Origin of the sequence: Pseudomonas sp. YuFO8, from assembly GCF_035065025.1 — a bacterium.
GTDB lineage: Bacteria > Pseudomonadota > Gammaproteobacteria > Pseudomonadales > Pseudomonadaceae > Aquipseudomonas > Aquipseudomonas putida_AE.
Window position 1 is genome coordinate 26,485 of the sequence record NZ_JAXDEQ010000050.1, and the last position, 14,113, is coordinate 40,597.

A 14,113-nucleotide genomic window follows, 5' to 3' on the forward strand; every position below is an offset into this window, starting at 1 on the left:
GCTAATTGACCGACGAGTCTTGGCCGTGAACGAATAGCTCGCCCGTGTCGAGATCAGACACGGAGGCGGCGTGATCAGGTAACTGATTTGGCGGAAAAGCCGGGTAAGGTGGCGCATCTTTTGCCGCGGTGCACACAATGACAAGCCCGAGTTCCAAGGATTCGAACGGCCAATTGGCGCAGGGCTTCAAGCCTCGTCACGTCACCATGCTTTCCATTGCCGGCATCATCGGCGCCGGATTGTTCGTAGGCTCGGGGCATGCCATTGCGGCGGCCGGTCCGGCCGTATTGCTGGCCTATCTGTTCTCCGGCCTGCTGGTGGTGCTGGTCATGCGCATGCTCGGGGAAATGGCGGTGGCCAATCCCGATACCGGGTCTTTTTCGACCTATGCCGACCAGGCCATCGGGCGCTGGGCCGGCTTCACCATCGGTTGGCTCTACTGGTGGTTCTGGGTGCTGGTGATCCCTATCGAAGCACTGGCCGCCGGCCATGTGCTGAACCAATGGTTTCCCCAGATCGATGCCTGGCTGTTTGCCCTGGCGTCGATCATTGCGTTGGTGATCACCAACCTGTTCAGTGTCTCCAAGTACGGCGAGTTCGAATTCTGGTTCGCCATGGCCAAGGTGGTGGCGATCATCGGTTTCATCGGCGTGGGATTTGCCGTGTTGATGGGCTGGGTGCCCGATCGGCAGGTCAGCGGCTTGAGCGGCCTGATGGCGGAACACGGCGGGTTCGCCCCCAATGGCCTGTCGGCGGTGGTGGGCGCCTTCATTACCATCATGTTCAGCTTCATCGGGACGGAGGCGGTGACCATCGCCGCCGCCGAATCCGATAATCCCTCGCAGAACATTGCCAAGGCCACCCGCTCGGTGATCTGGCGCATCGGCGTGTTCTACCTGTTGTCGATTTTCGTGGTCATCTCCGTGGTGCCCTGGAACGATCCGCTGCTGGCTTCCGTGGGCTCCTACCAGCGCGCACTGGAAATCATGAACATTCCCCACGCCAAGTTCATGGTGGACGTGGTGGTGCTGATCGCCGTGGCCAGTTGCATGAACTCCTCGATCTACATCGCCTCGCGCATGCTCTACTCGCTGGGTAAGCGTGGCGATGCGCCGAAGGCGCTGAAGGTGACCTCCAGCGAAGGCGTGCCGCGGGCAGCCGTCATCGCCAGCACCGTGCTGGGCGCGGGGATCACCGTGTGGAGCTACTTCATGCCTGCCGGCCTGTTCGAATTCCTGCTTGCCAGTTCAGGCGCCATCGCCTTGCTGGTGTACCTGGCCATTGCCGTGTCGCAGTTGCGCATGCGGCGGATGTTGCGTCGGCAGAAGGTCGAGCTGACCTTTCGCATGTGGCTGTTTCCCTGGCTGACCTGGCTGGTGATTGTGTTCATTTGCGCAGCGCTGGCGGTGATGATGATCACCCCCGAGCACCGCACCGAAGTGAGCACCACCATCGGCCTGGCGCTGGCGATTTCCTTTATCGGCCTGGTGACATCCCGGCACCCAACACAACCTGAAAGGGCGACTTCGTTGGGCTAGGTGGCATCAGCGGTTATTGCGCCAGATGGAAAAATTCAACGCGGCCGCTACACACAGCCAGGCAACGTAAGGAAAGAAGATCAGGCCAGTGATGACATCGAGCCGCACTGCCATTACCACCATTGCCACGGCCACCAGCCAGAGCAGTGCCAGGATCAGCATGGCGGCGAGAAGGTGGTGCGCGCCGAAGAACACCGGCGTCCACAGCGTATTCAGCGCAATCTGCGCCGCCCATAACGCCAGCACCACCTGGCTTCCCGGTATCAGGGTCATCCGGTATCCGCCCCAGGCGAGCAGCAGGTAGATGGTCGTCCAGGCGAGGGGAAACACCCAATTGGGCGGCGTGAAGCCGGGTTTGACCAGGGATTCGTACCACTGGCCCGGTTTGAACAGGATGCCAGTGCTGGCGGCAGCGGCGCAGGCGAGAAGGAAAATGAAAAAAGTCATCACAAGTCCTTGGCTGAGGGTCAGTTGTCCGGGGGAGACAGGCCATGTCGGCCTGTCTTAAACAAGGGACGCCCGGCGAAGGGAAAAGTTTGGATTGAGGCTGGAATATTCCAACTGAAGTTTGCCTTTCTCTACCGGGCTTACTGCGGACGCAGCCTTGGCCGGTTGACTTGCGGCAGCATCAGAGACTTTCAACGCTCACATTGAAGCGCAGACTCGACCGCACTCAGCAAAGCTTCGCCGCTGAAGGGTTTGCGCAAACATTCGATGGGCTCATAGCGGCTGGTTTCGGCCAGTGTCGCTTCATCCCAGTGTGCCGACATGCAAATCACTGGAAATCTACTGTCTTTGAGCGTCAGCGCGTGCATGACCTCGATCCCTGACAGTCCGTTCATCTTCAAATCCAGCAGCAGGCATGCGATCTCATCGAAGTTTTCGAGGGCCAGGAACTCCTCTCCCGAAGTGAATACCCGAGAGCGGTATCCCGCCGACCGCAGCAGATTGGCCAGGCTTTTGCGAACGGACGCATCGTCGTCCACGATACAGACGATGATCATGGCGCTGACCGATGACCCGGGTGCGGCGCAGTCATTGTGGGTAGTCATGCAGGACTCTGCGGGCCAGACGTCGGCTCTGCGCTAATCAACCCATACAGGCTGACCAGGCTCACCAGCGAGCGCGTTTGCATTTTCTCCATGATGTGTTTGCGATGGACCTTGGCGGTGATTTCGCTGGTACCCAGCCGATTGGCGATGTGTTTGTTGGACAGACCCTCCACGATCAGTGGCAGCACTTCGCACTCACGGGGGGTCAACAGAGCGGCTTTTTTACGGGCGGCCTGAATGCGCCGCCATAGCTCGAATGCCATCGCTGCACGCTGACGGGTGGTGCGCAGGGTATCGAGTAACTGCTCGTCGTTGAAAGGTTTGGTCATGAACTCGACCGCTCCCGCTTTCATGGCCTGCACCGACATCGGGATGGTGCCGAACCCTGTCATGAAAATCACCGGCCACGGATGTCCGCGTTGTCCGAGTGTCGATTGCAGTTCCAGGCCTGTCGCCTCGGGCAGGCTGATGTCCAGCAACAGGCAGGCGGGGCCAATGTCGAGGTCAGCATTGAGCAATTCTTCGGCCGAGGTGAATATCCGGTGTGCGATGCCTTCGGCCCGCAGCAAACGACTGAGTGCTGTGCGTACGGACGCTTCATCATCCACGATGTACACCGGCACGCTGTCAGGATCGATCTTCTCCTGATCCTCGGACGCATTGGTGACCGGAGATACCGGATGGAACAGGGGCAGGGGCGATTCACGTTCTTTCAATAATCGGTAACCTCGGCGCGGGACCGTCTGGATGAACTCTTTTTCTCCAAGCAACTTGCGCAGCGAGGAGATCTGCACCTGGAGATTGTTTTCCTCGACGACGGTGTCAGGCCAGACCTGTGTGATCAATTCATCCTTGCTGACGATTCGGCCATCGGCTTGCAACAGCACCGAGAGGATTTCGAATGCCCGGCCCCCGACACGCAGCGGCCGTCCATCAAGAAAGGCTTCACGCCGTTCCAGGGAAATAGTGGCCTGGCCGAGTCGGATCATAGGTACCTCTGCACTGCGTTGACGGGGAGTGACGCCGCAACGTCGTTTCATCAGGGCTACACGCTAGGGGACGGCCTCGCATAATGCAATTATCCCGAGGGATAACACGCAGCGATTCCGGTAGGCAAAGAACTACAGGCCGGGGGGGCCCTCGACTGCCATCCTGATGCCGATAACGGACAGGATCGCTCAAGCGCAGCCCCCGGGCCAGAGCCTTGCGTATACTCACCGGCTCAGCCCGAATCTTCAGCGGTGATTGTTCATGCCCAGCAGCTCTCTCTCAGCATCCGGTTTGCACATTCTTGATGTCGTACACGATGAAGCCTGGCTTGAGCATTGCACCTTCACCCTGGTGCGCAGGGAAAACGACCTGACCTGGTTCGCGCTCCAGGATCGTCCATCGGGCACACGCTGGCTCGCCGCCCGGGCGCCGATCCAGAGGCCTTCCCTATGTCAGCGGCTGGAACGCGAGTTTCACTTGCGTCTGGATCCGGCCTGGGCGATTGCCCCTGTCGCGTTCATCCGCTCGGCCGAGGGGCCTTTGTTGATCTATCCCGCGTCCGGGGTGCCGCTGATTGATTTGATCAGTGACACAGGGCTGCCACTGGCACGCTTGCTGGCTATCGCCGTAGCCGCGGCCAACGCACTGGCGGGCGCCCAGAAGAGGGGTGTGCGACATGCCAGCCTGCTACCCCACCACTTGGTGGTGGATGCGGCCGACTCGGTCAGGCTGCTGAGTGTTCACAACCATGCCGGGGAGGCGCCCGCCGTTGAACTTCCCGACCTGGAGCAATGGCCTTATTTGGCCCCCGAGCAGGTACGACGCGATGCCGCCAGTTTTGATGCGCGCAGCGATATCTACGCGCTGACCGCGATTCTTTATCAGGCACTGACCGGCCACCTGCCGCTCACTGCTCGCGACCCGTCCCAATGGCTGCACGTGCATGCCGCTGTCCAGCCTGAATCACCGGCGATTCATGTCACCGATCTGCCGGAAGGCATCTGCCGAGTGCTGCTCAAAGGCCTGGCGAAAGAACCGGGCGCCCGCTACCAGCGTGCCGAATCAATGGCCGTAGATCTGGCCTGGTGCCAACAGCAGTGGCTGGAACATGAGCGTATCGACGCGTTCCGCCTGGGCGCGATCGATGTGTTGCCTGCCTCGGCCCGCGGCGATGTGCTGTTCGGTCGAGAGGCCGAACGCACGCAGTTGGTCGAGCTGATGGATCAGGTGGGCCGCGATGGCGTGGCCCGGGTCCTGCTGGTCGGTGGAGCGCCGGGCGCCGGAAAGTCGACGCTGATACATCAGGGTGTCCGGCCCCTGGCGCCAGGCTACTGGGCCAGCGGCAAGAGCAATCTGTTGCAGCAGGAAATTCCATTTGCGCCCTTGGCAGAAATCCTCAAGTCGCTGATGACCCAGTTGCTGGGCAAGCCGTCTCTGGAGCTGCAGACGCTGGGCGAGCAACTGGTCGAACGGCTCAAGGGGCGGGGCAGGCTTCTGGTGGAACTGGCGCCCGAGGCCGAGCTGGTCATCGGGGTCACACCTGAGCTGCCGAACATGCCGGCCCGACATGCGCTCGATCGCGCCAACCGGACCCTGCTCGATGTATTGGAAGTCTTCGCTCAGCCGGGATGTCCCCTGGTGCTGTTCGTGGATGATGTGCAATGGGCGGATGATTCGACGCTGTCGTTTTTGCAGGCCTTCGTCGATCGGCGGCCCAGGCATCTGGTGCTGATACTGGCGTATCGCGAGGCGCAGACGCAGGCTCTCGAGCGCGAAGGGGGAGTGCTGGAGGTGCTGGGCCGCGAGCAATCTTTGCCTTGTGCAAGCGTCATGCTGGGGCCATTGTCGGTGGCCGCTGTCGCGCAGCTGATCGCCGCTGAACTGGACACCGAAACCAGGGAGATTGCGGCCCTGGCGCAAGTCGTGCATTACAAGACGGCCGGCAACCCTCTGTTCGTCAGCCAGGTGTTGCGCGCATTGATCGATGAGCATCTGGTGCGCTTTGACGTGCAGGGGCGCCGCTGGGTCTGGAATCAACAGGACGTGGACGGTTATCGCTACGCCGACAACGTCGCGGACTTGATGGTATTGCGACTCGAGCGCCTGTCACCGATGGAGCGCGAAGTGCTGCGCACGGCCGGTTACGTCGGCGGACGCTGTGATGTGTCACTGCTGCATCGGCTGTTGCCGTGTGAGCCGCAGCAAATCACCCGTGATGTGCAAAGCCTGGTCGATGCAGGTTTTCTGTTGCGTGAACGCGAGCAACTGGTGTTTCCCCATGACCGTGTGCTTGAGGCGGCCTGTCAGCTTGCGGCGTCAGCGGGACGCGCCGCCGAGCATGCGCGTATCGCTGGCGCCATGCTTGATCATTGGGGCGAGCAGATCCATGAGCGTGTGTTCGAAATCGCCAGTCAGGTCCAGCGCATTGAAGCCGATGAACTGCAGGCGCATCGCCGGGCGGCGTTCGTCGAGCTGTTGGTCGAAGCCGCTGAACGCGCCCGCGACACCGCCGCTGTCGAGCAGGCCGTGGGCTATCTTCGCACGGCCGAGAGTCTGCTCGGCCAGACAGGTTGGTCGAGCCTCTACAGGCAGGCGTTTGCCACCCAATGGCTGGCTGCCGAGTGCGACATGCTCCTGGCCGATCTGGAAGGCGCCCGGCGCCGCCTCGACGATTGCCTCACCCAGGCCACCACAGTGCTCGACCGCGCGAAGACCTACCGGTTACGGGCCACCTTGCGCACGCTGCACTCCGATTACGAGGGGGCGATCACCGAGGCGCTGAACGGTCTGGCCTTGCTCGATATTCCCCTTCAGCGCAGGCCCTCGCAGGACGATTTGACCCTGGCATTTACCCAGGTTCGTGAGTATGTAGGCGCACGCCGCATCGCCGATCTGGTGCATTTGCCCAAGGCCGATGACCCGTCAGTCGAAGCGGCCATGGAGTTGCTCAGTACGTTGATTTCTTCGTTCTTCGTCGACGACGACATTCGTTTTCTGCATTTGGCAAAAATGGTCGAACTCACACTGCTGCATGGCACCACGTCAGGCAGCGGTTACGGTTTTGCCTGGTTTGGCGTGATGATTGCCGAACGCTATGGCGAATATGTGGACGGGCAGGCCTTCGCCGAAGTGGCGCTTGAAATCACCGACAAGCAAGGCTACGAAGCCGGGCGCACAGGCACGCTGGTGGCGCTCGATCAAGTCAGCCCGTGGACCCGACCGATGGCGTACGCTCGACAGAAGGCGTTCGCCGCATTCGAGTGCGGCCAGGCCGGCGGCGACCTGGGCATGTCCTGTTACGCCTGCAACCACATCGGTTCCGACCTGCTGTTCATGGGCGAACCCTTGCAAGGGGTGTTGAACGAACTGGAGCATGGGTTGGCGTGGGTACGGCAATTTCATTACATCGATATCGAGCGTATCCTGCTGGCGCAACAGGCTTTCGCCACCGATCTGCGTGACGGGCGCCTCCATCGACCGTTGGCCGAACTGGATGGCATCGAGCATGACCGTTTCGGCCCCATCGACCGTGCCCGTGTGTCGCAGCCGACGTTGTTCTGGTCGTGGCTGTATTCAGGCATGTCGGCGTTTTATTTTGGCGATATCCCTTACGCATTAAGACGTTTCGAAGAAGCCGCCGCGCTCGCCTGGTCCATCCCGGCGCATATCAATCTCGCCGATTACTACCTGTTCTACAGCCTGTCCCTGGGTAGTGCGCAAGCGCCGGGCGAGGTGACGGAAAAACTGGAAAAACTCGAGCGGCAACGCCTGCGCTTCCTGCCCTGGGTCGAACTCAACCCGATAACCTTCCGCAACAAACTGCTGCTGATCGAGGGAGTCATCGCCCGTTTGCGTGGTCAGGAACTGGTCGCTATCCGTTGTTTCGATCAGTCGCAGATTGCTGCAGCGGCGGCAGGTTTCATCCATGAGCAGGCGCTGGCCCATGAACAGCTGGCCGATATCTGCCTACCCAACGGGCTGGTGTCGGGTGCCAATTACCACCTGCGTGTCGCGCGCGATTGCTACGACCTTTGGGGCGCCAACAGCAAGGCACGCCTATTGGAAACCTTGCACCCGTTTTTGAGTGCGCAGCCATCGTTCGAACCGGTCCGGCCAATGACCCAGGCCCGCCTCGATCTTGAAGTGGGGATCGAAGCGGCGCGTGCACTGTCGCAGGAGGTTCTGCACGAGCGACTGGTCGAAACCCTGATGAATCACTTGATGATTCAGGCCGGTGCCGACAATGGCGTGCTGATGATGGTCAACGGCGCCGAACTGCAACTGGCTGCGACGGCTTCGGTCGAAGCCGGCAGTGTGCGGGTCACTCTGGACTGCGCGCAACCGCTCGAAGCGATGGCGCCGGCCTCGGTGCTCAACGCCACGATGCGCACGCGCACGACCCTGCTGCTCGACGATGCCCGGGCCGATTGTCCCGAGGCCTACAGCAGCGATCTGCAACGGCGCCAGGTGCGGTCGGTGTTGTGCCTGCCGTTGCTCAAACAAGGCCTGTTGGTCGGCCTGGTCTATCTGGAAAATAGCCTGGTCCCCAAGCTGTTCAACGCCCAGCGCCTGACCATGCTGGAAATTCTCGCCTCTGCGGCCGCGGTGTCACTGCAAACCGCCAAGCTGTATGAACAGCTGGTCGAGGATAACCGGCTACACGCACAAATGGAGGCGGACTTGCGCAGTTCTCGCGCGGAACTGGCGCGTAGCTCGCACCTCAAGGTCATGGGCGAGCTTTCTGCTTCGATTGCCCATGAAATCAGCCAGCCGCTGCTGGGCATTGTGTCCAACGCCTCGGCCAGTCTGCGCTGGCTCAAGCGTGACCAGCCCGATCTGGAGGAGGCGATTCAGGGGCTGGAAGACATTCGCTCGGACAGCGCTCGCGCCGCGGACATAGTCCAGGCACTTCGTGCACTCGCCAAACAGGCTCCGTTGCAACGGTTACCGGTGCAAATCGATCACTTGATCGCAGAGGTCGTGCGCCTGACCGCCACCGACCCGGCGAACCGCAATGTGCGCCTGGAGACCCGGCTTGAGGCGCAATGCCCGGTGTCGGTCGACGAGGTGCAGATCCAGCAGGTGGTGTTCAACCTGATCACCAATGCGCTGGATGCCATCGCCGGAGCAGGGTTGCCCAATGGACGCATCATCATCGGCTCAGTGGTAAAGGACGCTCATGTCCAGGTCTGCTTCCAGGACAACGGCCCCGGAATTGACGCACACCAGCGCGAGCAGATCTTTGATGCCTTCTTCACCACCAAAGGTAGCGGCATGGGAATGGGCCTGGCCATCTGCAGGTCGGTGATCGGTGCGCATGGCGGGACATTGGTGGTTCAGGACAGCGAGCAGGGTGCGCGAATTTGCTTCAACTTGCCCCTGGCACCGGCCAGCGCCGGATGAAAAAAAGGCCGCATGAGCGGCCAAAGGGAGGAGTTCGTTTTGTCGGTCTCGATCATTTCACGCGTGTAGTTCTCGCGCGTGCGACTGTCCCACGCCTTCGACCAGGCTTTCGTGAATGCGCCAGTTGGGTATGTCCCGATCAATCACTGGCGTCTGGAGAGGGTGGCTCATTGCAGGAACAAAGGCCCGGCGCCATGCCTTGGGGGTCATTCCTTCCAGGCGGCTGAAGGTGCGGGTGAAATGCGAGTGGTCCGCGAAACCGCATTCATAGACGACATCGGTGATCGGCATCGAGGTGATCAGCAGGCTTTTGGCTTTTTCGATTTTCATCATCACCAGCCAGCCCTGCGGCGAGTGGCCGGTAACTTTTTTGAATGCTCGGGAAAAATGGCTACGGGACAGGTTGCAGTGTTCGGCAATCGCGCTGATGCGAACGCAGCTGCCCATGTCACGCAGCATCAGCTCCTTGGCACGGCGCTCCTGCCAGCCGGACAGGGCGCCCAACGGCCGTACAACAGGGCATGGATGGTTTGTATTCACCGATGGCGGGTTCATGGTGGCTCTCCTGATCGTTCAGGAAAGTCTGTCCGCCAGCGACATTTAAAGTCCTTAAGCAAACCTTAAGAGTTATGAAGTGGGCCTTGCCACAGGCGTTAATCAGCACATCGCTGCAATTTTCAGGGTGTCGGGCAGGTGCATGATCGAGTTTACCCGGCTGACGTGATCAGCCGTTTTCTGACTCGATCAAAGGTGAGGCATGAAGCATTCTCTGGTTTGCACACTGCGTGGATTAGGCCTGGCATTCGTGCTGACTTCGGTTGGCGCACAGGCTCAGGCGCCGATTCAGGCCACTCAGGTCCCCGGCTACTACCGGTTGGCGGTAGGGGATTACGAAGTGACGGCGCTGTTCGACGGTTACAACGATCTTTCACCGAAGCTGCTGCAGGGCATGAACCAGAGTCAGATCCGCGCGCTACTCGCCCGTCGCGCAATTGAAACACCGGGCGTGCAAACGGCGTTCAACGCTTTCCTGATCAACACTGGCAAACAACTGATTCTGGTCGACACCGGGGCAGGGCAGTGCATCGGTGCCACCGCCGGCCAGCTCTCGGCCAACATGCAAGCCGCCGGCTACAAGCCGGAGCAGGTCGATGCCATCCTGCTTACGCACTTGCATCTGGATCATGTCTGCGGTCTGGTGGATGGTCAGCAGCAGCCGATCTTCGCCAACGCCTCGGTGTATGCCGCCAAGGCCGAAGCCGATTACTGGCTGGACCCGCAGGCGCTGGCCAAAGCTGCGGAAGCGGCCAAAGGCTTCTTCAAGATCGCGCAGGACTCCACCGCACCTTACATCGCCGCGGGGCGCTTCAAAACCTTCTCTCCGGGTCAGTCGCCGTTGCCGGGTGTGGTCGAGGCCCAACTGGAGACCGGACACACGCCGGGCAGCAGCACTTACCGCTTTACCTCCCAGGGGCAAAGCATCCTGTTCATGGGGGACCTGGTGCACAACCTCGCCGTGCAATTCCTGCACCCGGAGGTGTCGATCGGGTTCGACGTCGACAATCAGCAAGCGATCAAGAGTCGCAATCAGGTGTTCAGCGCCGCTGCCACGAGCAAGACCTGGGTGACGGCCGCGCACTTGCCGTTCCCCGGTATCGGTCATATCAGCGCCGTGGACAAGCATTTCGAATGGGTGCCGTTGGAGTACGGGCCGTACAAACGAGCGGCCAACGTTCCGCTGATCGAGTAACGCCCGTGGCGCCCGCGTCTGACTCAACCTCTAACAACCAAAAAGGATTACCCATGAACATCCTCCAGAAAACCCTGGCCATCTCTCTCCTGGCTCTTTCCATAGACAATGCCATTGCCGCAGGCAGTCCGGGCGTCGAACACAACACCCAGGCCTTTCTTGAAGCCCTGGCGGCCGGTGGCGGAAAACCGCTGGAGCAAATGAGCCCGAAGGACGCCCGTGCGGTTCTAACCGGAGCACAGGCATCGGTGAAGGTTGATCTGTCCGGCGTCGAAGTCAGCGACCGCTCTATCTCGGTGGGAGAGCAAATCATAAAACTGAAAATCGTCCGCCCGGCCAAGGTCAAAGGTGAGTTGCCAGTGTTCATGTTTTTCCATGGCGGTGGCTGGGTCTTGGGCGACTTCCCAACTCACCAACGCCTGATTCGCGACCTGGTGGTGGGCTCCGGCGCCGTCGCAGTGTATGTCGATTACACGCCGTCGCCAGAAGCGCAGTTCCCGACCGCGATCAACCAGGCCTATGGCGCGACTCGCTGGGTGGCCGAGCATGGCAAGGACATCGGTGTCGACGGTAAGCGGCTGGCGGTTGCCGGCAACAGTGTCGGCGGTAACATGGCGGCGGTCGTGGCGTTGATGGCCAAGGAACAGAAAGCCCCGGCCCTGCGCTTTCAGTTACTGATGTGGCCGGTGACCAACGCCGGGTTCGACAGTGGCTCGTATCAGCAATTTGCCGAGGGCCACTTTCTGACGAAGGGCATGATGCAGTGGTTCTGGGACAACTACACCACCAACCCGGCCGAGCGCGCACAGATCCACGCCTCACCGCTCAACGCCAGCGCCGAACAGCTCAAAGGGCTGCCGGCAGCCCTGGTGCAAACAGCCGAGTTCGACGTGTTGCGTGATGAAGGCGAAGGTTACGCCCGCCACCTGGATGCGGCCGGTGTGCCGGTCACCTCTGTGCGCTACAACGGCATGATCCACGACTTCGGCTTGCTCAATCCGCTGAGCTCGATTCCCGAGGTCAAGGCTGCGGTGCGTCAGGCAGCACTGGAGCTCAAAACGCATTTGAACTGAGGCTCCAAAATGAAGCCTGCCTTGCGGCAGGCTTCTCATTGATCTTCGAGGTGTATTTCATCGCTGACGCTTGTGGTGACATCTCGGTCGAAGCTCATGAGATGGCCATTCAGCGCATGGTGCAACTTGGGGCACGTCCGATGACATCCCTGCAATACCTGCTTGAATTGCAACGTGACTGGGCCCGTACCGATAGTGAAAGACTCCTCGTAGACATCGAAATGGTACTCAATTGACTGCGCGCTTATTAAACCTCTTTACACCTGGTTTATTTACAAATAGGCAGTTCATCAATATCGGCCTCAAAAAACGGCTCATCAAGTTGCAACCTCCGTCCAGCTCAACGTTGCTGTCTCACGCCATGTCACGTCACTGATACCGTACTTCTCGGCTTGAGGCTTGGAAACGACCTTGAGCGGCGGCCTTCCCGGTTTGGGTATGGGCGCCACTCCTGCGTCACAACTTGCCCAGTGCCATGCATCAGCGCTGCTCTTTATCTTCGTCCTGATAATGAATGACCTTGGCTCCCCATGAAGCTTGTATTCAATGACGTAAAGACCGGTATTCATGAGATCCCCCTCCATTCGCTCATAGACAAAGGAGTGGCGGCGTCAGAAAAAATTCAAAGCAATTTTAGGGTATGGTAACTCATTGATTCTATTGATTTTATAAGCTTGGTTTGGTTGTCGTGCACGCAGCGCATTGGCTCGGAATAGGGAGATGAATGACCGGTGAGCAGAATTTGGAATGAACGAGCCTTGCAGGGGGCAACTGCGAAGACCTGCATCGCTTTTTCGACACTCGTTGCCAGGTGCAGCTCCAGGCCGCCGAATACGCGTTGAAGCATTTACCGCACTTCCACCGCCGCGCGCTGGCAGGTGAACGAGTGTAGGAGCACGTTTGCGGTCCTGGAACGAAACGGCAAGATGTCGCTCCTGGCGATAGGGCCGAACACGGCATCGGGCGGGGTATTGGATGCCATTTTAAAAGGGAGCGGGTTTCGGATTACGTTGATTATTTGCAATGGCCAGCCATGGTGGTCACGGTGATCTCGGCCTGGTTTGTCGGTTCCCAACGACCATTTCCGTGAAACCCTATCTCTGTGCAGTGCTCGCATGTAGATGTCGGCGGCAACGCATAATTCCTTGTTTTCGATGGCAGGCACATCGAGCGACCGCCCGTCAGTCGTCCTGATCAATTGTTTGAACATCCGCTGATTTTCCCCGGTTCGCCTATTCTCAAACTCCAGCCAAAAACATTGACCTTGAAGTTGCCTTCAGTCCCCAGGTGTTTTGGCGGCCAGGCGGTGCAACCTTTCATTGAGGAGACGCGAACATGGGGTATGTCACTACGCAGGACGGTGTCGAGATCTTTTACAAGGACTGGGGGCCGCGCGAGGCCCCGGTGATCTGGTTTCATCACGGATGGCCACTGAGTGCCGATGACTGGGATGCCCAGATGCTGTTTTTCCTGGCGAACGGCTACCGGGTGATTGCCCACGACCGGCGCGGCCACGGGCGCTCCAGTCAGGTCTGGGATGGGCACGACATGGATCACTATGCCGATGACGTCAGGGCCGTGGTCGACCATCTTGGCGTGCAGGGTGCCGTCCATGTAGGGCACTCCACCGGCGGTGGTGAAGTCATCCATTACATTGCCCGGCACGGCGAAAACCGCGTGTCGAAGGCCGCCATCATCAGCGCCGTGCCACCCTTGATGGTGCAGACCCCTGGCAATCCGGGCGGCTTGCCCAAGTCGGTGTTCGATGACTTGCAGGCGCAGCTCAAGGCCAACCGCGCCCAGTTCTACCGTGACGTTCCGGCGGGGCCTTTCTACGGGTATAACCGCCCGGGTGCAACACCGTCCGAGGGCAACATCCAGAACTGGTGGCGACAAGGCATGATGGGCTGTGCCATTGCCCATTACGACGGGATCGTGGCCTTTTCCCAGACCGACTTCACCGAAGATCTGAAGAAGATCACGATCCCGGTGCTGGTGATGCATGGCGATGACGACCAGATCGTGCCTTATGAAGACTCCGGACCGTTGTCAGCCAAACTGTTGCAAAACGGCACGCTGAAAACCTACCCGGGCTACCCCCACGGCATGCCGACCACCCACGCCGATACCATCAACGCCGACTTGCTGGCTTTCGTCAGAAGCTAAGCGACACACATCTGTAGGAGCCGGTTTGTTGGGTGTTGCCGGGAATTGCGTCTGGCGGTGATCACCTTGTAGGAGCTGGCTTGCCAGCGAAGGCGGTTTGTCAGGCGAGGAAGATGTTGGCTGTGCGGGCCTCTTCGCTGG

Annotated in this window: 11 protein-coding genes and 1 pseudogene; 6 read left to right on the forward strand and 6 right to left on the reverse strand. The window is 60.0% G+C overall.

All coding sequences use genetic code 11. The features are described from left to right. Positions 1–137: 137 nt before the first annotated feature. On the forward strand, positions 138–1,538 hold the full coding sequence (gene gabP, locus SOP95_RS28000; RefSeq protein WP_274077824.1) for a GABA permease: 1,401 nt from the start codon (positions 138–140) through the stop codon (positions 1,536–1,538). 6 nt (positions 1,539–1,544) lie between these two features. Here the strand turns inward: gabP and tspO are convergent, their stop codons facing one another. The 3 genes from tspO to SOP95_RS28015 all read right to left on the reverse strand — a co-directional run bounded on the left by tspO (position 1,545) and on the right by SOP95_RS28015 (position 3,579). Further along, positions 1,545–1,985, reverse strand: a complete 441-nt coding sequence (tspO, locus tag SOP95_RS28005; protein ID WP_274077823.1) for a tryptophan-rich sensory protein TspO — start codon at positions 1,983–1,985, stop codon at positions 1,545–1,547. Positions 1,986–2,176: 191 nt separating this feature from the next. Continuing rightward, a complete protein-coding gene (locus tag SOP95_RS28010) occupies positions 2,177–2,542 on the reverse strand; it encodes a response regulator transcription factor (protein WP_274077822.1) in 366 nt (121 codons plus the stop codon). Between the two features lie 44 nt (positions 2,543–2,586). Next, entirely contained in the window at positions 2,587–3,579 is a 993-nt protein-coding gene (locus SOP95_RS28015; protein WP_323609059.1) for a response regulator, read from the reverse strand. A 349-nt stretch (positions 3,580–3,928) separates the two neighbouring features. Between SOP95_RS28015 and SOP95_RS28020 the strand changes: the two genes are divergently transcribed. Then, entirely contained in the window at positions 3,929–8,983 is a 5,055-nt protein-coding gene (locus tag SOP95_RS28020) for a trifunctional serine/threonine-protein kinase/ATP-binding protein/sensor histidine kinase (protein ID WP_323609064.1), read from the forward strand. A gap of 57 nt (positions 8,984–9,040) precedes the next feature. On the opposite strand, the gene SOP95_RS28025 is transcribed toward SOP95_RS28020, so the two are convergent. Then, positions 9,041–9,538, reverse strand: a complete 498-nt coding sequence (locus SOP95_RS28025; protein ID WP_323609060.1) for a helix-turn-helix transcriptional regulator — start codon at positions 9,536–9,538, stop codon at positions 9,041–9,043. Between the two features lie 202 nt (positions 9,539–9,740). On the opposite strand from SOP95_RS28025, the gene SOP95_RS28030 reads away from it, so the two are divergent. From SOP95_RS28030 to SOP95_RS28040, 3 genes and pseudogenes are all read left to right on the forward strand, one after another. Beyond that, entirely contained in the window at positions 9,741–10,733 is a 993-nt protein-coding gene (locus SOP95_RS28030; RefSeq protein WP_274077819.1) for an MBL fold metallo-hydrolase, read from the forward strand. Between the two features lie 53 nt (positions 10,734–10,786). After that, a complete protein-coding gene (locus tag SOP95_RS28035) occupies positions 10,787–11,806 on the forward strand; it encodes an alpha/beta hydrolase (RefSeq protein WP_323609061.1) in 1,020 nt (339 codons plus the stop codon). A gap of 44 nt (positions 11,807–11,850) precedes the next feature. Further along, positions 11,851–12,003, forward strand: a pseudogene (locus SOP95_RS28040) (isochorismatase family protein); the annotation flags it as partial. 120 nt (positions 12,004–12,123) lie between these two features. Here the strand turns inward: SOP95_RS28040 and SOP95_RS28045 are convergent. Then, a complete protein-coding gene (locus SOP95_RS28045) occupies positions 12,124–12,375 on the reverse strand; it encodes a DUF6555 family protein (protein WP_274077817.1) in 252 nt (83 codons plus the stop codon). A gap of 53 nt (positions 12,376–12,428) precedes the next feature. Beyond that, entirely contained in the window at positions 12,429–12,653 is a 225-nt protein-coding gene (locus SOP95_RS32305) for a hypothetical protein (protein WP_414920313.1), read from the reverse strand. 488 nt (positions 12,654–13,141) lie between these two features. On the opposite strand from SOP95_RS32305, the gene SOP95_RS28055 reads away from it, so the two are divergent. After that, positions 13,142–13,972: an alpha/beta fold hydrolase gene (locus SOP95_RS28055; RefSeq protein WP_323609062.1), complete on the forward strand. Its 831-nt coding sequence runs from the start codon at positions 13,142–13,144 to the stop codon at positions 13,970–13,972. Positions 13,973–14,113 lie beyond the last annotated feature (141 nt).